Source organism: Paenibacillus sp. LHD-38 (assembly GCF_031157315.1).
Classification (GTDB): Bacteria; Bacillota; Bacilli; order Paenibacillales; family Paenibacillaceae; genus Pristimantibacillus.
The window spans coordinates 25,038-45,867 of the sequence record NZ_JAVIFU010000046.1 but is presented as its reverse complement, the minus strand read 5'-3'; the positions used below and the strand labels follow the sequence as shown (position 1 = coordinate 45,867).

Sequence of the window (20,830 nt, the reverse complement as noted above, 5' to 3'; positions counted from 1 at the left end):
TGCCCCCATTTCCTTCATTGATTGTGGTCTACGATGCCTATTTTAAAGAAAAAGAAATAGGATAAGAATGCACATAAGTGAATAGTTAAGGGTAAAAAAGTGTCATGCTGCATGCAGTTCACTTTTTAACCGTTCACTTCGAGGACCGATACTCGGTTGGCGACAACGAATAATAGTTGCGGAATGCCTTGCTAAAATAGTTCTTATCCTTGTATCCCAGCATTTCCGAAATATCTTGGATTTTCAGGTTTGGATCGTCCAGCAGCTCCTTCGCCTTGTCCATTCGAACCCTTTGTACATACTCATGAATCCCAAAACCGAACTGCTGCTTAAACAGCTTCATCAAATATTCCCTGCTCAAAAAATACTTGTCCGCAAACATTGAAATTTTGATTTCCTCAAAGTAATGATTGTCGATATAGGTTTTAATATCCCCTACTTCAAACGGCTGATTCGTCATCTGGGATTTCCTAATTTCACCGCTGAAATAATCCAAAATTCCACTTAAAAGCTGCTCGAATTGATCAATATTTGCAAAATCAGTAAAAATGCCGATATCCCGCAGCGCATGGTCACCCCTTAGCGGCAGTTCCTCCTGGTTAACACCCAGCTCAATCGCCATATCGTTTAGCAAAATGACGAATTCATGCAGCGCGCGGTCCGCTTCGCAGATATTAAACCGATCCGAGGAGCGCCATTTTTTCACATAATCGCTCAAAATCGTTTTGGCATTATGTACATTGCCGCTTTCCAGCGCGCTGCGAATGACGAGAATCCGACTGGTTAAGGACTGACTGTCCTTAGGTAGCGCTAATTTATCAGAAGCACTCGCAACAATTGCACCCTTCAGCTTAAGCAGATCAATTCCGCTAATGGATGCTTTGGCCGCTTCATACGAGGAAGCGAGCTCCAGCGCTTCTGTCGTAGAATGTCCGATACCGACAGCTACGATCACGCCGAATAGCTCCTTTAAGGTGGAAACTACTTTATTTAACTGATGCATGGAGCGATAAGCGATATCCTCCGGGTACCCGCCCTTCATCGTTAGAATCGCAATTAGCTCACGCTCCTGCTTCGGACTGGCGAAGCTGAATGCCCCGAAATGATCACCCGCAATTTCATTCATCACATTGGCCACCGCAAAATGCAGCAAATCCGTGTCCTCATGGAATCGGCTCTTTCTAATCTGCTCCAAATTGAGCACCCGCAGCACGACGGCCGTAAAACGATTGCTTGGGTCGTCCGCGCCGATCAACGGCAGGAAAGCTTCATTCGACTGGCTCTTGAAGCTCCGCTCAATAATGGATTGATACACTTTCTCCTTCAGGCGCGGCAGCGACATATTTAGCGTGATGTTGCGATTAATAAAATCGCTCTCTTTCTTTCGCTTCGCATCCAGCACATCGATCGCCTTGCGCAGCGATTGATTCAAATCCTGCCGATTTACCGGCTTTAGCAAATAATCGACAACCTTGGAGCGAATCGCCTGACGCGTATACTCAAAGTCGTTGTAGCCGCTTATGACAATCGTCAGCAAATCGGGATAATCGCGCTCTATGATTTGCAGAAGCTCCATTCCATTCAGCTCCGGCATCTTCATATCCACCATGGCCAGATCGATTTTTTGCTCAGCCAGCATCGCAAGACCGACCTTCCCGTCCGTCGCCTCCAGCACCTCTGAAACGCCTAATCCCTTCCAATCGCCTAAAATACGAATCGCCTCGCGAAGCGGCTCTTCATCATCAATTATGAGTACACTATACATGGCTCACGCCCCCCAGCGGTAATAACATTTCCATCTCCGTGCCTGTCTTATCCGTATGGATAATCAGCTCTGCTTCATCCCCGTAAAGAAGTTTCAGCCGCGTATTCAAGTTAACGAGACCGATGCTCTCGTTCTCATCCTCACGGTCCTTCCACTCATTTAAAAAGGATTTCCGCACCTGCTCCAGCCGCTCGGGCGTGAAGCCCGGCCCATTATCCCTTACCGAAATAACGGCATGTGAATCGGTTATTACGGCACGAATATCGATCGTAATGGTGCTCGATACCTTTTCCAGCGCATGCTTGATCGAATTTTCTACAAGCGTCTGAATAGACAGCTTTGGAATTTCCAATTCCAGCATCGAATCCTGCCAATCATAGGTCACCTGCAAACGACTGCCGAAGCGCGCCTTCTGGAGAGACAGGTAGTTCTCAATATGCTTCAGTTCCTCTCTTGCCCGCACGATATCCTTCCCGCTAATGCAGTAACGCAGCGTAAGCGCCAAAGCATCGATCATATCGGCTATGTCATAACGTTCGTTTTTCAAAGCTTTTGTCGAGATTGCTTGCAGCGCATTATATAAGAAATGGGGATTAATTTCGGCCTCCAGCGCCTTTAATATCGCATTTTTCTCAACCAGCTTCATTTTGTAGCGTTCATTAATCAAATCATTCGTACGTCTCACCATTAAGTTGAAATGACGTGATAAATAAGCAATTTCGTCTCTGCCCTTCACCTCGGCTTCTGCATCAAAATCACCTGTACTAAAACGGTTCATGTGATAGGACAGCTTCTGCAGCGGCTTCGTAATCGCATTGGAGAAATAAGTCACGCCGATCGTGGACAGCAGCAGGAATAGAAAACCGATAATAAAGCTTAGATTCCGTGTCGTCCTTGCCGCCTCATAAATTTGCGAGTATGGAATCGGCTTAACAAGCTTCCAGCCCTCCTGTTCACCGATATCGTAGACAACAAGATACTTCTGACCCGCCTCCGACCACGTTAACTGGCCGTTTGGCTTATCCGTCAGCTTATCCGCTAAATCCATCGATTCCGCCCTTTTATAAAAGCTTTTGTCATCCGTATAAAACGGTTCGTTGTCCGGGCTTAAGAATAATAAATGCTGGCCCTCGTCAAAAGGAATATCCTTTAGGATCTCATCGCTTACCGAGGAATCGAAATAAAAAGACAGGACCGCTTGCGGCTGCCTGGATACGATGGAGCGCAATACCCTGTGATAAGCCATAAAGGTGTCTTCTGTCTGAATGGGATAGCCTACCTCGGACTCAGGCTCTACAAAGGACTGATAGGAGCGGTTGAAGGGGCTTTCCATTGCCTTCGAATACCATGACAATTCAGAAATCCCCGGCTCCGTGCCCGTTCGTACCGAGATATTGTAGTTTTCCTGGGAAATAGAATAATATTTTTTCTCCTTTACGACGTAAAGATAAATCGCTTGAAGGTCATTCCGTGAATAATAAAGCTGGCGCAAATAATTTTCCAAATACATCTTAGAGGCATAGTCCTCCGATTCGTGCATGATGGCATACGTAATCTCATCGAACCGGATTTGCGGGAGCGAGAGCTGCTCCATTCCTTTCAAATAATCCTCCATATTCTGATTGACGAGCAGCAGGTTATTGGATGTGCTGGCGATGCTGTTCGTCACGGACTCCTTCTGGAACATCTGATATGAAATAAAAGTCAACGACGCGACAACGAGTATAATAATGGTCGTGAAAAGCAAAATAAGCTTGTTCACCAGTCGTCTATTCACGCGCTCGACCATTGCCAATGCTGCTTTAAACGTTTTCGTTATAATGGTCTTCTCATCCTTTCATCGCATCATTCCGTTCACCTTTTTACCCCTAACTGATTTCTTAAATCCATTTTGCCGGGCGGATGGCTGTTTTATAATACACATTATAGCTAATCCCGCTTTTTTGAAATATAAATTTAGATGAACTCCGTAGAAAAGAGGTGCGACGATGTTTAAAGCATTAGGTAGAAAATGGAGCGAAAAGCTTGAATTCGGCATCTTCACCTTGCCTGTATTAATTTGTATCGCCGTCGCGTTTTACATTCCGTTCGCGATGACCATTCGATATTCCATGACCAAATGGAACGGGATTTCCAAACATCCGAAGTTTGTTGGCCTTGATAACTTCAAGCAAATTTTCATGGGCGACACGAACTTTGCGAACTCCGCATGGTTTACGATCAAATATGCGGTCCTTTATATCGTCATTGTCAATGTTCTTGCCATATTGCTTGCTGTCGTACTCGACATGAAGCTGAAAAGCTCCTCGTGGCTGCGTGCAGCATTCTTTATCCCTTATATTCTTAGCTTGGTTATTGTCGGCTTTATCTGGAAATTCATTTTCATGCAGGGCTTTGAATCGCTCGCGCAGAGCACAGGCTGGGGCATATTCGATCTTAGCTGGCTCGGCGAACCGGGGCTCGCCTTCGTCTCGATCCTGCTCGTATCCATCTGGCAATCGATCGGCTTTTATTTAGTTATTTACATTGCCGGCTTACAGTCCGTGCCTGACGATTTGAAGGAAGCCGCGACGGTAGACGGAGCAGGCCCGGTAAGACGCTTCTTCAGCATTACGCTGCCGCTGCTTGCGCCATCGATTACGATTTCGGTATTTATGGCTTTAACAAACTCCATCAAAGTATTCGATGTCATTCTGTCGCTGACTGGCGGCGGACCTGGCGGTACGACATACAGCATCGCGTATGACATTTATAGAGATACGTTCCAAAACAATCTTTACGGCTACGGTACGGCAAAAGCGCTTATTTTGTTCGTTGCTGTATTGTTCGTAACAATCATTCAATTGACGCTCTTCAAACGCAGGGAGGTTGAAGCCTGATGAAAACGCAAAGCAAAGCAAGAGCAGGTCGCATTGTACTGGAAATCGTTATGGTGCTCCTCTCGCTCGTGTTTCTATACCCGTTGTTCTTGGCCATCAACAACTCGTTCAAGAGCTTTGGCGAGGTCATGACCGACGTCGTTGCCCTGCCGAAGCAGCTCGTATTCGAAAACTATTCCTATGTATGGTCGTTCATCAACTATCCGAAGCTGTTTCTCAACAACTTCATTATTACAACCGTAGGGCTTGCGGGGATCATTCTCGTCTCCTCGATTGCCGCTTACAAGCTGGCTAGAACGAAAACGCGCTGGAGCGCACTGCTTTATCTCGTGTGCATCATGCCGATGCTCATCCCGTTTCAATCGATCATGCTTACGGTTTTGCAGCTGGCTAAGGACTTAAACCTATCCGAGAGCACATGGGGACTCGGCATTCTTTACTGGGGCTTTGGCGCCCCGCTCGCCGTCTTCATTTACCACGGCTTTGTGAAGGGGATTCCGAAGGAAATTGACGAAAGCGCGACAATTGACGGCGCATCCGGCTTCAAGCTGTTCTTTCTCGTGATCTTCCCGCTGCTGAAGTCGGTTACAACGACAATCATCATTATCGATGTCATGTGGATTTGGAATGACTTCTTGCTTCCGCTTCTTATGGTTAACGGCTCGCCTGATACCAAAACATTGACGCTCGCAGCCTATACCTTTGTCGGTCAATACACTTCCGACTGGCAGTATGCAATGACTGCTATGGTTATGGCCGTGCTGCCATCGATCGTCGTATTTATCTTCTTGCAAAAATACATCGTTAAAGGCGTTGTCGCCGGAGCGGTGAAAGGTTAATATCTCAAACGACAAGAGGCAGCTCCAAAGTCATGGACTTTGGAGCTGTTTTTTTCTAGCTGCAAGATACGACTCAAATTCCGGATATATGCGACCAAGTGTTTGATTTATTAAGCCGTTTCCAGCATGTTTTTAAAAACCAATTCTTTAATTTGCTTCGGGTACTTCCTCCCCGTTCGGTGTGTAATACTAAGTGATACTTAGCATTACATATTTGGTATTCGGACTAAATGTCTTGACGATATTGGGCTTTCCAGACGTCGTCTCATTCGTTTCGACTGTCACGGTTCCAGCAGAAAGCCAAGGAAAGTTAGATCCCACGACAGCCTTATCTAGCAGTTCTGGTCGTATTCAAACGCGTGATATCCAAGCGCAGCCGCATCAAGCCCGAATAACTTATAAATGCTTTTATTACAAAAAGCCCCTACCGGCGAATGATCGCCAAGTACGGGCTTTTTTGGGTTAGGCTCTTCGAGCAGTGGGGAGATTATAGCACTAGCAGCAGTAATAGCAACGCAAGCAGTGCGGGCAGGCCTTGTGCGACGAGAATCGACTTCTTCGCTGTTAATCCGCCGTAAACAGCGGCCACAAGAACACAGATTAAGAAGAAAAGCTGGATTTGATGGCCGAAGCCGGCATTCGGATGAATAAGCCCCTTAAATCGGCCTTTCGATTGAGAACTGCTCGCCAAGCTTCGCATAATCGCTTCCCGCCAAGCGGCTGACCGGCTTCAAAGCCTTGGCATCGATGCGTCCGTTTTCATACAAGGCTTCATCAATATGAAAACGAACGACTCGGCCAATTAGAAGGTCGCATGCCGGTGATTCTGCGCTGCCGCCAAGCGGGAGCGCTTGCTCCAGCACACATTCCATGCGGATTCTCGCCTCGGCCACCCCGGGCACGCTTATCGCTTGGCTTGCCACGGGCGTTAATCCCGCGAGCACAACCTCGCTCTCCTCCGCCGGCAAATTCGCCGCCGTTACATTGATCGCTTCGACGTAGCTCTCATCCGATATATGGACAACGAACTCCCCTGCGCTGACGGCATTTCGGGCGGTGTCCTTTTGGACACCGCCCGGTTTGCGCTGTACGGATACCGCCACCATTGGCGGATTTGCCGTCACGATATTGAAGAAGCTGAAAGGTGCTGCATTCAGCACCCCTTCGCTAGATCGCGTCGTAACAAAGGCGATGGGTCTTGGCACAATGCTGCCGATGAGCAGCTTATAATTGTCCTGCACGCTCTGGCTCGCTGGATCAATGGTTTTCACGAACAGCCCCCCTTTTACGGCAATAAGTTACAATTAATTAGTCCTTGAAAGCTTCTTTATACCAAGCAGCTGCGGCTGCTACTTCGGAGCTCGTCAGCTGATGACCGAACTGCTCCCAGTGGAGATTGACGGCTGCGCCCGCTCCTTGCAGCAAACGGTTAAGCTCTTCGGTTTCCTGCGGCGTGCACAGCGGATCATTTGACCCTGCGCCGATAAAACAAGGAACGCCAGTCAGATCAGGCAGCTCTAAGCCGCGGATCGGTACCATGGGATGATGCAATATTGCCCCGCTCAGCGTGCCTTTATAGTGGAACATGAGACTTGCCGCGATATTCGCGCCGTTGGAATAACCAACCGCTACAAGATTGCTCCGGTCAAAGCCATACTCTACAGCGGCGCTATCCAGAAAATCATTCAGCTCCTTCGTGCGGAAACGCAGATCCTCTAAATCGAATACGCCTTCAGCAAGCCTGCGGAAATAACGAGGCATCCCATTCTCGAGTACGTTGCCCCGTACACTGAGTACAGACGACGCAGGCGATATCCGTTCGGCGAGCGGGAGTAAATCCCGCTCGGTGCCTCCCGTGCCATGCAAGAGCAGCAGTACTGGCGCAGTTTGATCCGATCCTTGTTTAAAAATATGCTTCATCATTTGTCCTCCTCCAGTACCCTTACTTCAAATGGCGATAATAATTGCTCGATTTGTGTGCGATGCCCTTCAAACCATTCAGGAAGCATGAGTTTCTCGCCCAAGTGCGCCGTCTCTTCATCACGGGAGAAGCCCGGAGGATCCGTTGCAATCTCGAATAAAATGCCGCCCGTTTCCCGGAAATAGATGGCGTTAAAATATTGCCGGTCTACGATTGGCGTAGGCTGAAAGCCATTGCTTTCCACGTGGCTTCTCCACAGCGCATGCTCTGCGTCATCTTTTGCCCGCCAAGCGATGTGATGGACCGTTCCTGCTCCGCCGTGGCCGGGCTCCATGCTTGCGATGTTGACGTCGATGATGTTGCCTAGATCTCCTGTCGACTGAAAACGGACATAGCCGCCTTCTTCGCCGACCTTCGTAAGCCCCATCACATTGACGAGCAGCTCTGCGGTTTGAGCAGGGGCCGTACTGTACAGGATGGCTCCGCCGAACCCTTTAATCGCTTTATCTGCCGAGACGCCGCCAAAAGCCCACTTGCTTTGCGCACCCTGTTCACGGGCTACGATTTCAAGCTTCAAGCCGTCCGGATCTTCGAATTGCAAATAATTTTCGCCGAATCTGGCCGATTGCGTAAATTCAACATGCAGCTTAGCCAGCCGCTCCTTCCAGAAATCAAATGCATCTGCTGGCACCACATAAGTCGTGTAACCGACTTGACCGCCACCAATCTTTCCTTTGCGTGAATTCTCCCAAGGGAAAAACGTAATAATGGTGCCAGGACTGCCTACTTCATCGCCAAAGTACAGATGATATACCTCTGGGGCATCAAAGTTAATTGTTTTCTTAATTAATCGAAGTCCAAGCACTCCTGCGTAAAAATCTGCCGTAACCTGTGCGTTTCTTACAAAAGCAGTAATATGGTGGATACCAGTCGTTTGGGTTGTCATATCAGGTTCACTCCTTATTTTATATGAATATCGAAAGTAATGTAACTAACGAAATTACCGATTAACGAATGATTGCGTCAAGTGAATATTCGCCCGCTCCCGTTAATGCAATACCTATAGCAATGGCTAAGAGCACGAGATTATATTCATAACCGTTGGCAGTAGCCCAAAGCCCGTTCTGTCCATGCACCTTTACGATAGCGACCAACATGGTGAGCACGATCAGCGCTGCGGCAAGCGGAGTGAGTAAGCCTGCTGCGAATAAGATCCCGCCGACCAGCTCCATCAAACCGGCAACAACGGCCATTGCCACGCCTGGCTTAACGCCAATGGACTCTAACCAGCCGCCCGTTCCTTTTGGACCATAACCTCCGAACCAACCAAACAGCTTCTGTGCGCCATGCCCTACGAACAACAATCCGACAACCAGACGAACGATCAACAATCCCAATGCAATACTCATTTTAAATTCCTCCATTTTTGTTTTATTGTTTTTATTACCAATTAAAGAATCTCTAATTTAAGATATATGGCAAGCGATTACGGCTTCCAGCTTCCTTTGACTGCTGGATACCATTTACTTGATATAAATAAGGGGCTGTTTTCTTTAAGCGTACATTCTTATATCTCAAGCGTAAACGGCTGACGCCGTCCTTGGCGGCAAAAGCTCGTTTCGCGGTGAAATATAAGCATCGTATAAGGTTGAATTTTATACTTTCTTATATTTTAAAATAAAGCCCCGCTACTTGTAATGCTCCTGTGCAAATCTCCCCAGCTTCTTGAGCAGCTTGCTCGCGAGCTGTTTCTCTTCCGGTGATAGTCCGCCTACCGCATGCTCGATCGTTTCTTGATGTGCTGGAAACACATCCTCCACGAATTGCTTGCCTTGATCAGTCAGCTCCGCATAAATGAGTCGTCTGTCTTCCGTTGATGCTCTGCGGCGTACCGCCTGTTTCTTCTCCAGCTTATCCACTACATACGTAATGTTGCCGCTGCTCATCAGTACCTTCTCGCCGATTTGCTGCAAGGGCTGCGGTCCTTTGTGATATAAAAGCTCCAGCACGCCGAACTCCGTGCGGTTCAAGCCATTCTTACGAATATCGCGATCCGCATGTGCGTTTACCCACTGGGTCGCTCTAGACAGCGCGATGAAGAGCTCTAATGAATCATTTGGTTTTTGATTTTCCTTTGCCATGATTATCACTCCCTTCTGCGCTGCATTTATCTTTAATTTAATTATCTTGAATTAAAGATAATATATTTTGAACCAACTGTCAACACCTTTTCTAAAAATGATAATATTCATTTGATTCCGTGCCGCAGTCACAGCCTTACACACAACGACACGTATTACATTATGCCTCTATAATGCAATCTCCATCCGACGACCATCAGGTTCATCAGCCATCCACCGCATAACTGGTTGCAAATGCGTTTCCTTTCAGCCAATATCAACTTATAAGGGAGGCGAAATCAATGCTGCATATTGTAAATGGGGACTCTGTCGGAAATAAGCTGAAGGAAGCCGGCGCTCAAGGTGATGTACTCGTGTGGAGGGAAATGTATACGGAAGGCCCCGTATTTCTCCAGCCGGAGCTGCCTGCGAATAGGATAGCTCGAGGCGAATACATGGAGCAAGCAATCGGCATACCTTTGGAAGAATGGCAGAAATCCGCGGAAGCACAGGAAAAACAGCTTGCGGGCTATCATCTTTATGATGATATCGTGCTTTGGTTCGAGCATGACCTGTTTGACCAGACCATTCTGAGCTATTTGCTGCATTGGTTTTCGCAGCGAAGCTTAGGCAAAACGAGGCTTCATTTGTTAAGCATCAATCAGTTCCCGGGCATCCCGTTATTTCATGGCTTAGGACAGCTCTCCGCTGCCGAGCTGTCCAGCCTCATGAATACCTGGGAAGAAATTAGCGGCGAGCAGCTAACGCTAGGCAAAAAAGCATGGGAGGCATACACAGCAAAGACACCAGAGGCGATCCCCGCGCTGCTTCGTGAGGATACCTCTGCCCTTCCTTTCCTGGAGGATGCGTTCAAGCTGCATTTATCCCGTTACCCTTCCGTGCAGAACGGCCTTGGCGTTATCGAGCAAACGACGCTCGAGCTGCTTGCGACAGGAATCGATACGCCTATGCGGCTCTTTCAACAAACAGGCGACAAGCATCACGTGCTTGGCATGGGCGATATCCAGTATTGGTTTTGTCTGCGGCAGCTCTCTCAAGGAGCTCATCCGCTCATTGCCCTTGAAACCAGCGTCAGCATCCCAGGCTTGTACGATTCACCCCAAAGCTTCCTGCATTCAAAAGTAAGCTTAACTAAGCTGGGTGCTGAGATTGTTAGCAACGGCAAGGATTGGGCAAGCATACACGGTATCCATAAATGGTTCGGCGGCGTCTTGCTTTACGGTCTTAATCCTCCATGGCGATGGGACAACAAGCATTCCGCAATCGTTCACTCCTAGCTCAAACAGCCTGCCGAGGAACCCCGGCAGGCTGTTTGATGTTTACCTCCACCAAACGGAAGAGGGATATGACGCCGCTTGGATCAGCACGGTCTCGCCAATTTTGGGAGTCGAAATTCTCGCGTTACGTTCCTTGGCAGCCTTCACGGCGCGTTCCACTGGATCTGTCCAGCTATGCAGCGCCAGCGTGAAAGCTCCCCAGTGTATCGGAATCATTACTGCCCCACGCACGTCCAAATGAGCTTGTATGGTTTCTTCGGGCATCATATGAATGGCAGCCCAGCGCTCGTCATACTGTCCGCATTCCATTAAAGTAAGGTCAAACGGCCCGTATTTATCGCCAATTTCTTTGAAATGGGGGCCGTAACCGCTATCCCCGCTAAAAAAGACCTTTGCCTCGCGTCCATGTATGACCCAGGAACACCACAGCGTGGCGTCACGATCCGTCAGGCTCCTGCCGGAAAAATGCCGCGCCGGCGTACAAGCCAGCCTGAGTCCTTCATAGTCAAACTCATCCCACCAATCATGTTCCTCTATGTTGGCTGGATTGACTCCCCACATTACCAAATGAGGCGCCACCCCTAGCGGAACGATAAACCGCTTCACCTTATCTTTCAGCTTAACTATCGAACCATAATCCAAATGGTCATAATGATCATGAGAAATCAGTACCGCATCGATCACCGGCAGCTTCTCGATTTCAAACGGCAGCTTGCTGTTGAATCTTTTTCCGCCAATGAACGGAAACGGGGAAGGCGCATTGCCGAACATCGGATCAAGCAGCAGGTTTTTTCCGTCCAACTGCAGCATTGCCGCGGAATGGCCGAACCAGGTAAGCTTAGGCTGCCGGACGCCCCGCTTTGAATAGGCATCGCTCATATTCTCGATGACAATCGGCTTACCAGGCTTTGCATGGGGATTGCCTCTAATGAACGCAATAAGCAGCTTAAGCTTTTCGCTTGTCGTGGTGTCCATCACGGTAGGAATTGCATTTCTGAACTTCTTGCTTGCGTACTGCTTCGAACCGCTCAGCTGCTCCCGCCTTTCCTTGGATGGTCTGGCCCCGAACGCAGGGTAATATTGCAGCAGCAAAAAGACAGCGAGTACACAAACAGCAAGAATACCAATCGTTATGAACATTTTATCTAACCTCTTCCGTCTTCGCTTTATAATCACAGAAAAAACCGCTATTGAAGTATACGTTACTACTTCAACAACGGTTTTATCAAGTTTACGTTAAAGTCAGCCTAGGCTCTTCTTGTTCCTCGCAAAATGGCGCTTAAGATCAGTACGACCACAATGGCCCCGATAATGGCTGGGATGAGAGCGAACCCGCCAACCGATGGACCCCATGCACCAAGAAGAAGCGTACCTAACCAAGCCCCGATAAAGCCGGCTATGATGTTACCGATAATTCCTCCCGGAACGTCACGCCCTACCAATAAGCCGCCTAACCAACCGATGACCCCACCAACGATTATCGTCCATAAAAGACCCATATTCATCTTCCCCTCTCTGTCTTGCGATATAACTAAGAGTAACCTCTACAGCACCCTTTGAAACAAAACAAAGAGGTATAAAATATGGAAGCTGCGTAAAGAAGGGGCAATTTCGTCCCAATCATCGCAAGAACACAAAGGGTCTAATCCGCCGGGAGCGTTACCTCAAACAAAGAGCCTTCATGCAGCCGGCTTGCTACCGTGACACCGCCGCGGTGCAGCTCAACGATTTTTTTCACGATCGACAAACCGAGCCCGCTCCCGTCGGCTGTCCTCGTACGCTGTTTATCGCCTTTATAGAAGCGTTCGAAAATACGCAGCTGATCTTCCTTAGATATCCCGATTCCGCTATCGGAAATACTCACTTTGATTTCATTGGCTATCCGATGCAGAACGATTTTTATGCTCCCTTGCGCGGGGGTGAACTTGATTGCGTTATGGATGAGGTTCATCCACACCTGGCTGAGCATCTCTTCATTGGCCACAATGTCGGTTTCCTTCAGCTCGAGTTCGAGCTCCAGCTCCTTCTCCAGCCACTGCGGCTCGCAAGCCAGCACAATGTTCTCAAGCTGCGTATCGAGGCGATAGCGCTTCGTATCAAGCTGCTGCTGCTCAGCTTCAAGCGTGGTCAGCTTGAGCAGATTATCGCTGATTTTGGACAGACTCGTCGTTTCCATTTCAATGATGGATAAATAATGCCGCTGTTCCTCCGGGCTAAGGTCCTCGCGCTGCAGCGTGCTCGCAAACCCTCGAATAGAGGTTAGAGGAGATTGAATTTCATGCGAGACATTTGAAATGAATTCTTGGCGCAGCAGCTCAACCTGCTTGAGCTCATGGGCCATGTCATTAATAGACTCGATGAAAGCGCCAATTTGCCCGTGATATTTCTTGTCTCGGTCGAGCATGACATTGAAATCGCCTTTGGCCATCCGCTTTAACGCATCCATCATTTCGACCCAAACGAGCCTTTGCTTCGAATGGGTGAACAAGTTGATGATCACGACCAGCAAAATTAAGATGAGAACGCCCAGTCCCCAGTTTACGAGCTGTAAAACATATTCAGGCAAATCCACCACATGGCTGGCATAGTACCAATCTGTTAACCAATAAGCAAGTGAGAAAGCGGCGCCGCTGAATAGGAATACCATGGCCGTGGACCCTGCGACGCGCAGCGCAATCTGGACTTTGGATAATCGACGCTTCATTTTAATGCCTCCAACCGATAGCCCAGGCCGCGAATCGTACTGATTTTGATCGAAACATCCCATGCCACAAACCGCTCGCGCAGCCGGTTAATATGAACGTCGAGCGTTCGTTCGTTGCCATCAAAATCATAACCCCAGATGGCTTCGATGAGCTGGTTCCGTGTCAATGTCCGTCCAAGGCGGCTGATTAGCATGAACAGCAGCTCAAACTCCTTCGGGGGAAGGTTCATATATTCGGCATTCACTCTCACCTCATACGTCTGGCGATCCAGCGTCAGCTCTGCAACGGTCACCTGCTGCGATACTGCAATCCGGTAGCGCTTGAGCAGCGCCTTAACCCGGACGGTCAGCTCCGCAGGGTCAAACGGCTTCACTAAATAATCGTCCGTGCCCAGATTGAAGCCCTTTAGCTTATCACCCATTTCGCCTTTGGCCGTCAGCATCAGCAGAGGGATATCGTATTGCTTGCGCAGCTCTTTGCACAGCTCCCAGCCGTCCATGTTCGGCATCATGATATCCAAAATAACCATATCAGCGGGCAAATTCTCCATCTGGGCAAGCGCTGCTTGCCCGTCTGGCGCTTCTTGTACGAGCAGGCCCTCCTTCTGCAAAATAACGCGGACAAGCTCCCGTATATGCGGATCGTCGTCTACAACGAGCAAGTAGCCCATCTCATCGCCCCCATCTCTCGCTTATGATGCCGTTTTGTTCATGCGAAGCTGTCCATTGGCAAACTCGCGATACATCGTATGGCTCGCATACAGCTGATCATGCGTTCCGACGCCTGTAATGACTCCCTTTTCTAAAAATACGATCGAATCCGCATCCACAACCGTCGACAATCGATGGGCAATGACGACCGTTGTCCGCCCGATCATCAGATTTTTGAGCGCGTCCTGCACAACCTCTTCCGATTTGCTGTCTAAATTCGACGTCGCTTCATCGAGCATCAGAATATGCGGGTCCCGCAGCAGCGCTCTGGCAATCGCAATCCGCTGCCTTTGTCCGCCGGAGAGCTTGATACCGCGCTCCCCAACCTCTGTTTCATAGCCGCTTGGCAATGCTTCGATAAATCCATCCGCATACGCCATTCGAGCAGCCTGCTCAATCTCCTCTTGTGTCACGTCGCGGATCAAGCCATAACATAAATTATCTCTTATCGTTCCCGCAATAATTGGACTTTCCTGCGAAACATAGCCGATCTGGCTTCGCCACGAGCGCAGCGAGGCATCCCGGATGTCCGTACCGCCAAGGCGGATAGCGCCCGAGCTTGGATCGTAGAAACGCTCCAGCAGGGAGAACAGCGTCGTCTTGCCGCTGCCGCTGGGCCCGACAAGTGCCGTCACCTTGCCCGCTTCTATCGTTAAGCTTACATCCCGAAGGATCGGCTCCTCCGGTTTATACGCAAAGGAAACATTCTCTACCTGCAGCGTTTGGTTCATTTCCGTAACGGCCTTGCCGCTGTCCTGGTCTTCCTCTTCCGATTCTATAATGCCAATAATGCTCTCCGTCGCACCCATCGCCTTCTGAAATTGCGTAAAGAACTGCGAAATTTGCGTAATCGGCAGCACAATTTGGAACAGATACATGATGAACGCGACTAATTCGCCCGCAGTCATAGCGCCGGATGAAACCTGCACGCCGCCAAACCCGATCAGGCAAACGAGCAGCAATAATATAATAAACGAGACGATCGGCGAAATAAGCGCCTGCATGCGGGCTTCTTTCAAGCCGAAGCCGAACAAATTTTGAATGCCGATGCGACCCTGCTCGTATTCGGCGGGCTCGGAGCCAGATGCCTTCACCAAACGAATTTCCGAGACGACCCGGTTCACGACCGAGGTAAATCTGGCGTTTTCTGCTTGCGTCGACTTGGATATACTGTACATTTTGCGGCCGATTGGCACCATAATTAAAGCAGCTACCGGAAAAACGGTAAGCATAATCAGCGTCATTTGCCAGTTCATATAGAACAGGATCGACAACGCTCCGATAATCGACAAAATTCCAGTGAAAAAGCCGGTTACATGCTCCGTAATAAGGCCCTTCAGCAGCGCCGTATCGTTCGTTAATCGGCTAATCGTATCGCCGGAAGACTTATTGTCATAGTATGGAACCGGCAAGCGCAGAAGCTTGCTCCATAGGCGTTCGCGAATCGATGACACGATTTTGTTGCCGCTGTAATGCAGCAAATAAACCGAAACGCCGCCAGACACGACCTGTGCGATAAAAGCGGCAGCCATGCCGACGATTTGCATCGTGCTCAATGAGCCAAGCGAGAAGCCGTTGACCATGTTTTTCGTAAATAAAGGAATCGTCAAACTTACAAGCGTCGTAATTACGCTAAGTATAACCGCCACGGACAGCATTAATTTTGGAGGGTTCGTCTCCATAATGAGTCCTATGAATCGCTTAACATTGCTTTTTTTATCGTTCATCGGTATCACTCCTGTTTCTCTATTCTCTCCACCACGATTCTTAGTTTACCTTTCTTATTTAAACGCAATTTAAACGACGGCTTTACATTTATCGGCATCCATACCCTACTTCACGGACGGCTTCTTTATATGGTAAATTGAGGTAATGTATAAATCAATAAATATCCGTTTACATGCAATTTTAGGGGGCTTCTTATGAACGAAGAGCAGGTTGTTATAGGAATCGACGGGGGCGGGACGGTTACCCGTGTCATGGTTTGTAATCTTAGGGGCCATGTGCTTTCTTATATAGAGCGAGGCTCCGCTTCCTTCTACAAGGATGAGAACGCTGTTCAAAATGTACAAGGAGCCATATCAGAGGCGCTGCGGCAAGCGAATCGAACGAATGATCACGTGCAAGCGCTAGTCGCTGGCATAGCCGGTTTTGATGCGCCGAACGATCTGGAATGGATTACGCCTTTAACGGACTTGCCCGGCTTGACCTGCCCGAAATGGCATGTCAACGATGCGGTATCCGCCCATTCCGGCGCCTTGATGGGCGAGCCCGGCATCGTTGTTATCGCCGGCACGGGTTCCATTATTGTAGGGATAACAGAGGACGGCCAATTCATACGCAATTATGATTTTCACCATTATGCCGCAAGCGCTGCCCGGTTTATCGCCTATGATGCCGTTTATGAAATATTAGCCGGCAATACGGATGATGCCGATCAGGAGCTTGTGCACGCGATGCTCGCGCATTGGGAAGTTTCATCGGTCGACGAGCTGGCTGCCGCAGCCAAAAAAGGGTTTGCCGGGGATCGCCGTGAGCGCGATAAACAGTTCGGCGAATTTGCCCCGGCCATCACCGCAGCCGCAGCGCAAGGAAGCACCGTTGCCATCCGTGTGTGCAATCGCGCCATTGACCAAATGAAGGTCGGCATCGAGCTGATTGCCGCATCCTTCGCAAGCAGCAAGGTACGCGTCACCTTCATTGGCAGCGTGGCGAACAGCCCTTATTTCTTAGAAAAGCTGGGCCAGCAGCTTTCACGCGGAAACCGCAAGCAATTCAGCGTGATGGAGCCGCAGCTCTCGCCTGTGATCGGCTCTGTCTTATTAGCCTTGAAAAACTTGAATATTCCTATTGATTCCAACGTCATCGGAAATCTGCAAATTGAATTATCCAAGTAGTATGGCTCATCATGCTCCAGCTATTGACTTTAACGTTACGTGCACCTTTATGCTGGGGAAGCTGGGGAGGTATTATTCCCAATCATTTAAAGGAGGGCTAATCCATGCCGGATCATAACGCCATTTATATGAATGAAGCAGAGCGTTATCATGAATTAATCGCGAAGCAGCCGAATTTGAAACCGGTTATTGAAGCCATCATACCGATTAAAGGATTGGATGTCGTTGATCTGGGAGCCGGATCTGGCAGGCTGACAACCGTGCTGGCTGAAGAGGCTGGATCGGTTATCGCACTCGATGCGCAGGCAGCTATGCTGCGAATTACGGCAGAGCGGCTGAACCATGCGGGACATACGAATTGGAACACGAGAGTTGCGGATCATCGAAGCTTGCCCTTGGAGAATCAAAGCGCGGATTTAATTGTGTCAGGCTGGAGCATTTGTTATTTAGGAAGCGATGAGCAGCCGGAATGGGAACTTAACATTCGGCAGGTTATGAGCGAAATCAAGCGCGTGCTCCGCCCGGGCGGAACCGTTATTCTTTTTGAAACGATGGGGACGGGCTTCGAAACGCCGAATCCCCCTAGTTTCTTAATTCCCTACTACACTGCCCTGGAGAAGGACTATGGATTCTCGCATCGCTGGATACGAACCGACTATACGTTTGACAGCACGGAGCAAGCGGAGCAGCTGACTCGCTTCTTCTTCAGCGATGAGCTGGCTGACCGGGTAGCTGCGCAGAAGCTCGTTCATCTGCAGGAATGCGCAGGGATCTGGTGGCTTCAGCTATAAGCTGTTAATCGTCAGCCGGGCTTTTGAATGCTCCAGGTCGTCATGCACCGTTTGCCCGCTACGATGACCGTTTTGAGCGGTTCATACCATTGCCCGTTCAGCTGCTCGGTCAATCCTAGTATCCGTTCCTCATTCACGAGAAAACGTCTGCTTCCGTCAGGAAGCAGATAGCGCCCATCGCCGATTGGCTGCATACTGGACTCCATGCCGATAGAAGACGCCAATCGTGCGAAAAGCTTGCCGCCAGGTGCCAGCACGCGCCAAAGCTCATTCACCATTTGCTCAAAATGAGCTTCATTGTCCGCGAAATGCAGAACTGCGCTGCTGATGACAAAGTCGAAGCTTGCGTCCGCAAAGCTCATCAGCTCGACAGGCTCAACCCGTGCCTGCTCCGACGACCAATCAGTCGCATAAGCAGCTCCCAACCTCTGAACTTCTAAAATAGCCGCCTCTGAGCGGTCGATCGCGTAAACCTCATAGCCGCTGCGAAGCAAATAGACGAGGTTTCGTCCGGAGCCGCAGCCTGCATCGAGAATTCGCATCTCCTTCGTTATTCGTCCCTTCATCAGCTGATCGAACAAATAAATATCAATCTCGCCAAAAAGCTCCTTCAGGTCCGTTATCATAAGGTCGACCCGCTTTCCTATTCATTAATAAACCTCGTAGAGGTATATCTTGGTGCGATAGATGTCGCGGCATATAATCACCTGCTCTGGCTCCCAATCCGGAAGCGCGAAGCAAACGCTGATCACATATGCGCCAGGCTTTAACTGCTCCCGAAATACCGTACTTAACCGCCGCATCGCCCCCGGATAAAGGTAACACACAACCCTATCCACATCCCGGTACGAATATGTGTATAAATCACCCCTAATAAACGATACAGGGGGCCGATTTTCGAGTTTGGCGGCCAAAAAAGATATCCACATGGGGATAACTGAATTTTCTATTCCGATGATTCGCCAGCCCCTGCAGCTTCTTCCAATCTGCAGCGCAAGCGTCCCCCAGCCCGATCCCGCCTCCACCATGATTCCACGGCCCGGCAGCCGTTTCATCAACTGGGCGATCTCCCGCCGCACAGGCGCCGATGCAGGCATGGGAGAAATCCCGTTTCGCCAGCTTACATAAACGATGGATAGCATGGCAACCAGCATCACTGCTGCCGCCGCAAGCATTACAGCCTGATAGACGAAGCTTTCCATAATAATCTCCTGACCTGTATTCAGGACGCCTGCAGCTGCCTGCTTATCTTTCTTCGCACCTGGAGCTGCGCAGCATCCTCTAGCTTTAAGACTTATTCCCTCTGCGAACCTTAAGTTGCTTGCCCTTAACCGTCGTATTTCGCATTACCTCAAGCACCAGCGACCCCTTGCCGTTCAAAATCTCCACATCCGTCACGTTATCCAATATCGTAATAATCCCGATATCATCGGCGGATACACCTTCAATTTTGGCAATCGTTCCGACGAAATCAACGGCTCTAAGCTTCTTTTTCTTGCCGCCATTAAAGTTCAGCTTCATAATCTGCTTATTTAACTGTTCGCGCTTGTCCTTTTTGAGAACCGGCCCGATATTTAGCTTCCGCTCAAAATCCTCTCGACGAAGATCAACAGCCTCTTCGGAAGGCGCTTTTGCTTTATTAATGCTAAATCCAATGTAGCTCTCTATTTCGGCTAAGCGTCTTGCATCCTTTGAAGCTGCGAAGGTGATCGCTTTGCCGGTCTTGCCTGCTCGTCCGGTTCTTCCCGTACGATGGACATAGCTCTCCTTCTCCAGCGGGATATCAAAGTTAATGACATGCGTAATATTCGTAATATCGATGCCTCTCGCAGCCACGTCCGTTGCAATAAGATAACGGAATTGCCCTCTCCGGAAAGCGTTCATTACTTCAAAGCGCTCATCCTGCTCCATTCCGCCGTGAATGCGGTCGCAAGGATAGTCCAGCTCTGCCATTTGGCGGAATACCTGATCCACGTTTTCCTGGGTGCGGCAAAAAATAATGCAGCTATCCGGGTTTTCAACAATCATCACATCTTGCAGCAGGGAAAATTTTTCCGTTTCCTTCACTTCGATAACGGAATGCTCGATCGTTGCTGTCGTTAGCCCCTCCGCTTTTATCTCCACTCGCTCTGGGTCGTTCATATATTTGTGCGACAGCTTCGCAATGTCATCCGGAAACGTAGCCGAGAACAGCATCGTCACCCGATCTGTCGGCAGCAGCTCGATAATGGACTGTACCTGCTCGATAAAGCCCATGTTCAGCATTTCATCCGCCTCATCAATGACCAGGTACTTAATGCGCTCAATAGGAAGCGTGCCCCGTTCGATATGATCATGGACGCGGCCGGGCGTTCCTACGACCATATGCGTTCTTTGCTTGAGCTCCGCTTTCTGAACATGAAAAGGGGCTTTTCCGTAAACAGCCATCGATTTAATCCGTTTGAAACGCCCGATATTCGTAATATCTTCATTAACCTGAAGAGCAAGCTCCCTAGTCGGCGTAAGCACAAGCACCTGAGGCTTGTTCTCATTCCAGTCGACCAGCTCGCATAACGGAATGCCGTAGGCTGCTGTCTTGCCGCTGCCCGTTTGGGACTTAACGACCAAATCCTGCTTCTCCAGCGCTACCGGTATGACCTCACGCTGCACCTCTGTGGGCGTTTCGTAACCCAGGCTCGTAAGTGCTCGAACAATTTCATCACTCAGGGAATAATCCGTAAACTTTATTTCACTCATCTATATACCTCTTCTACGTTTTATTAGTTATTTCATTCGCACTCTTAAGGATAGCACAATAACTTCCCTTTGGATCCCTTTATTGATCTAGTATGTTCAAACCCGCTTCTTATGCAGTCGGAGCAGCGTCAAAAACTTTCTTTTGCGCTGAAGTGATCCAATTTGCATT

Annotated in this window: 20 protein-coding genes and 1 pseudogene; 5 read left to right on the top strand and 16 right to left on the bottom strand. The window is 49.2% G+C overall.

What is annotated here, in order from left to right; translation table 11 throughout:
• Positions 1–133: 133 nt before the first annotated feature.
• Positions 134–1,765: a response regulator gene (locus RCO25_RS27600; RefSeq protein ID WP_308999291.1), complete on the bottom strand. Its 1,632-nt coding sequence runs from the start codon at positions 1,763–1,765 to the stop codon at positions 134–136.
• The gene (locus RCO25_RS27595) at positions 1,758–3,554 is read right to left on the bottom strand and encodes a sensor histidine kinase (RefSeq protein ID WP_308999290.1); all 1,797 of its coding nucleotides are present in this window, start codon (positions 3,552–3,554) and stop codon (positions 1,758–1,760) included. The genes RCO25_RS27600 and RCO25_RS27595 overlap by 8 nt, the downstream gene beginning before the upstream one ends.
• 199 nt (positions 3,555–3,753) lie before the next feature.
• Between RCO25_RS27595 and RCO25_RS27590 the strand changes: the two genes are divergently transcribed.
• Together RCO25_RS27590 and RCO25_RS27585 are read left to right on the top strand one after the other, a co-directional pair.
• Positions 3,754–4,644, top strand: a complete 891-nt coding sequence (locus tag RCO25_RS27590; protein ID WP_308999289.1) for a carbohydrate ABC transporter permease — start codon at positions 3,754–3,756, stop codon at positions 4,642–4,644.
• Positions 4,644–5,483 carry a carbohydrate ABC transporter permease gene (locus RCO25_RS27585; RefSeq protein WP_308999288.1) on the top strand — a complete coding sequence of 280 codons (840 nt, stop codon included), beginning with the start codon at positions 4,644–4,646 and terminating at the stop codon, positions 5,481–5,483. The genes RCO25_RS27590 and RCO25_RS27585 overlap by 1 nt, the downstream gene beginning before the upstream one ends.
• Before the next feature lie 487 nt (positions 5,484–5,970).
• Here the strand turns inward: RCO25_RS27585 and RCO25_RS27580 are convergent.
• The 6 genes and pseudogenes from RCO25_RS27580 to RCO25_RS27555 form a co-directional block, all read right to left on the bottom strand.
• Positions 5,971–6,120: pseudogene (locus tag RCO25_RS27580) on the bottom strand (DUF1304 family protein); the annotation flags it as partial.
• A 19-nt stretch (positions 6,121–6,139) separates the two neighbouring features.
• Complete coding sequence (locus RCO25_RS27575) at positions 6,140–6,754, bottom strand: flavin reductase family protein (protein ID WP_308999287.1); 615 nt, start codon at positions 6,752–6,754, stop codon at positions 6,140–6,142.
• Positions 6,755–6,791: 37 nt separating this feature from the next.
• Positions 6,792–7,403 carry an alpha/beta hydrolase gene (locus tag RCO25_RS27570; protein WP_308999302.1) on the bottom strand — a complete coding sequence of 204 codons (612 nt, stop codon included), beginning with the start codon at positions 7,401–7,403 and terminating at the stop codon, positions 6,792–6,794.
• Positions 7,403–8,350 (bottom strand): ring-cleaving dioxygenase, encoded by a 948-nt coding sequence (locus RCO25_RS27565; protein ID WP_308999286.1) that lies wholly within the window; start codon positions 8,348–8,350, stop codon positions 7,403–7,405. Before RCO25_RS27565 ends, RCO25_RS27570 begins: the two co-directional genes overlap by 1 nt.
• Positions 8,351–8,411: 61 nt before the next feature.
• On the bottom strand, positions 8,412–8,813 hold the full coding sequence (locus tag RCO25_RS27560; protein ID WP_308999285.1) for a DoxX family protein: 402 nt from the start codon (positions 8,811–8,813) through the stop codon (positions 8,412–8,414).
• A gap of 279 nt (positions 8,814–9,092) precedes the next feature.
• Positions 9,093–9,545 carry a MarR family winged helix-turn-helix transcriptional regulator gene (locus RCO25_RS27555; RefSeq protein ID WP_308999284.1) on the bottom strand — a complete coding sequence of 151 codons (453 nt, stop codon included), beginning with the start codon at positions 9,543–9,545 and terminating at the stop codon, positions 9,093–9,095.
• 281 nt (positions 9,546–9,826) lie between these two features.
• Here RCO25_RS27555 and RCO25_RS27550 point away from each other — a divergent pair, with 281 nt between their 5' ends.
• The gene (locus tag RCO25_RS27550) at positions 9,827–10,822 is read left to right on the top strand and encodes a DUF1835 domain-containing protein (RefSeq protein WP_308999283.1); all 996 of its coding nucleotides are present in this window, start codon (positions 9,827–9,829) and stop codon (positions 10,820–10,822) included.
• Between the two features lie 42 nt (positions 10,823–10,864).
• On the opposite strand, the gene RCO25_RS27545 is transcribed toward RCO25_RS27550, so the two are convergent.
• The 5 genes from RCO25_RS27545 to RCO25_RS27525 all read right to left on the bottom strand — a co-directional run bounded on the left by RCO25_RS27545 (position 10,865) and on the right by RCO25_RS27525 (position 15,964).
• On the bottom strand, positions 10,865–11,962 hold the full coding sequence (locus tag RCO25_RS27545; protein ID WP_308999282.1) for an MBL fold metallo-hydrolase: 1,098 nt from the start codon (positions 11,960–11,962) through the stop codon (positions 10,865–10,867).
• Between the two features lie 107 nt (positions 11,963–12,069).
• Positions 12,070–12,321 carry a GlsB/YeaQ/YmgE family stress response membrane protein gene (locus RCO25_RS27540; RefSeq protein WP_308999281.1) on the bottom strand — a complete coding sequence of 84 codons (252 nt, stop codon included), beginning with the start codon at positions 12,319–12,321 and terminating at the stop codon, positions 12,070–12,072.
• A 143-nt stretch (positions 12,322–12,464) separates the two neighbouring features.
• Entirely contained in the window at positions 12,465–13,526 is a 1,062-nt protein-coding gene (locus tag RCO25_RS27535) for a HAMP domain-containing sensor histidine kinase (RefSeq protein ID WP_308999280.1), read from the bottom strand.
• The gene (locus tag RCO25_RS27530; protein ID WP_308999279.1) at positions 13,523–14,197 is read right to left on the bottom strand and encodes a response regulator transcription factor; all 675 of its coding nucleotides are present in this window, start codon (positions 14,195–14,197) and stop codon (positions 13,523–13,525) included. Before RCO25_RS27530 ends, RCO25_RS27535 begins: the two co-directional genes overlap by 4 nt.
• A gap of 21 nt (positions 14,198–14,218) precedes the next feature.
• Positions 14,219–15,964, bottom strand: coding sequence for an ABC transporter ATP-binding protein (locus RCO25_RS27525; RefSeq protein ID WP_308999278.1), 1,746 nt, complete (start codon positions 15,962–15,964; stop codon positions 14,219–14,221).
• Positions 15,965–16,159: 195 nt separating this feature from the next.
• Here RCO25_RS27525 and RCO25_RS27520 point away from each other — a divergent pair, with 195 nt between their 5' ends.
• Positions 16,160–17,134 carry an N-acetylglucosamine kinase gene (locus RCO25_RS27520; RefSeq protein ID WP_308999277.1) on the top strand — a complete coding sequence of 325 codons (975 nt, stop codon included), beginning with the start codon at positions 16,160–16,162 and terminating at the stop codon, positions 17,132–17,134.
• Between the two features lie 104 nt (positions 17,135–17,238).
• On the top strand, positions 17,239–17,925 hold the full coding sequence (locus RCO25_RS27515) for a class I SAM-dependent methyltransferase (protein WP_308999276.1): 687 nt from the start codon (positions 17,239–17,241) through the stop codon (positions 17,923–17,925).
• 11 nt (positions 17,926–17,936) lie between these two features.
• Here the strand turns inward: RCO25_RS27515 and RCO25_RS27510 are convergent, their stop codons facing one another.
• From RCO25_RS27510 to RCO25_RS27500, 3 genes are all read right to left on the bottom strand, one after another.
• Positions 17,937–18,551, bottom strand: a complete 615-nt coding sequence (locus RCO25_RS27510; protein WP_308999275.1) for a class I SAM-dependent methyltransferase — start codon at positions 18,549–18,551, stop codon at positions 17,937–17,939.
• Between the two features lie 24 nt (positions 18,552–18,575).
• Positions 18,576–19,127: a class I SAM-dependent methyltransferase gene (locus tag RCO25_RS27505; protein WP_308999274.1), complete on the bottom strand. Its 552-nt coding sequence runs from the start codon at positions 19,125–19,127 to the stop codon at positions 18,576–18,578.
• Between the two features lie 85 nt (positions 19,128–19,212).
• Entirely contained in the window at positions 19,213–20,661 is a 1,449-nt protein-coding gene (locus RCO25_RS27500) for a DEAD/DEAH box helicase (RefSeq protein ID WP_308999273.1), read from the bottom strand.
• Positions 20,662–20,830: the final 169 nt, after the last annotated feature.